Annotated in this window: 1 pseudogene; it reads left to right on the top strand. The window is 62.4% G+C overall.

The window, feature by feature from the left end:
* Positions 1 to 99: 99 nt before the first annotated feature.
* Positions 100 to 359: pseudogene (locus AF337_RS02405) on the top strand (ABC transporter permease); the annotation flags it as partial.

The following is a 359-nucleotide window of genomic DNA, read 5'->3' as shown; positions in this document are numbered from 1 at the left end:
CGGCCGGCTCAGCCCGCCGCTCGCAACGCGGGACACGAAGCCCGAGGTGATCGGCCGATACATGACCGGGGCTCAAGCCTCGCCCGAGAAAGTCCAGAGATGAGTGCTTGGTCCCCTGCTTTCGTTCCCACCCTGGTCCGCCGGGAGCGCGCCTCGCTTGCTGCGACCTTGCTGGCGCCCGTCATAGCACTTGTCATAGCAATCGCGCTCAACCTCGGCCTTTACATCTTGATGGGCCGTGACCCTGTCGCGGTCGTTTATGCGATGCTTTTCGAGCCTTTCCTCTCCTGGGCGTCATTTTCGGAAGTGCTTTTAAAGGCAGGCCCGCTCCTTCTGATCGCACAGGGACTGGCGATCGG

This window comes from Rhizobium ecuadorense, assembly GCF_001187535.1.
Taxonomy (GTDB): Bacteria; Pseudomonadota; Alphaproteobacteria; order Rhizobiales; family Rhizobiaceae; genus Rhizobium; species Rhizobium ecuadorense.
The sequence above is the reverse complement of the archived record's forward strand: the minus strand, read 5'-3'. Positions and strand labels throughout refer to the sequence as shown.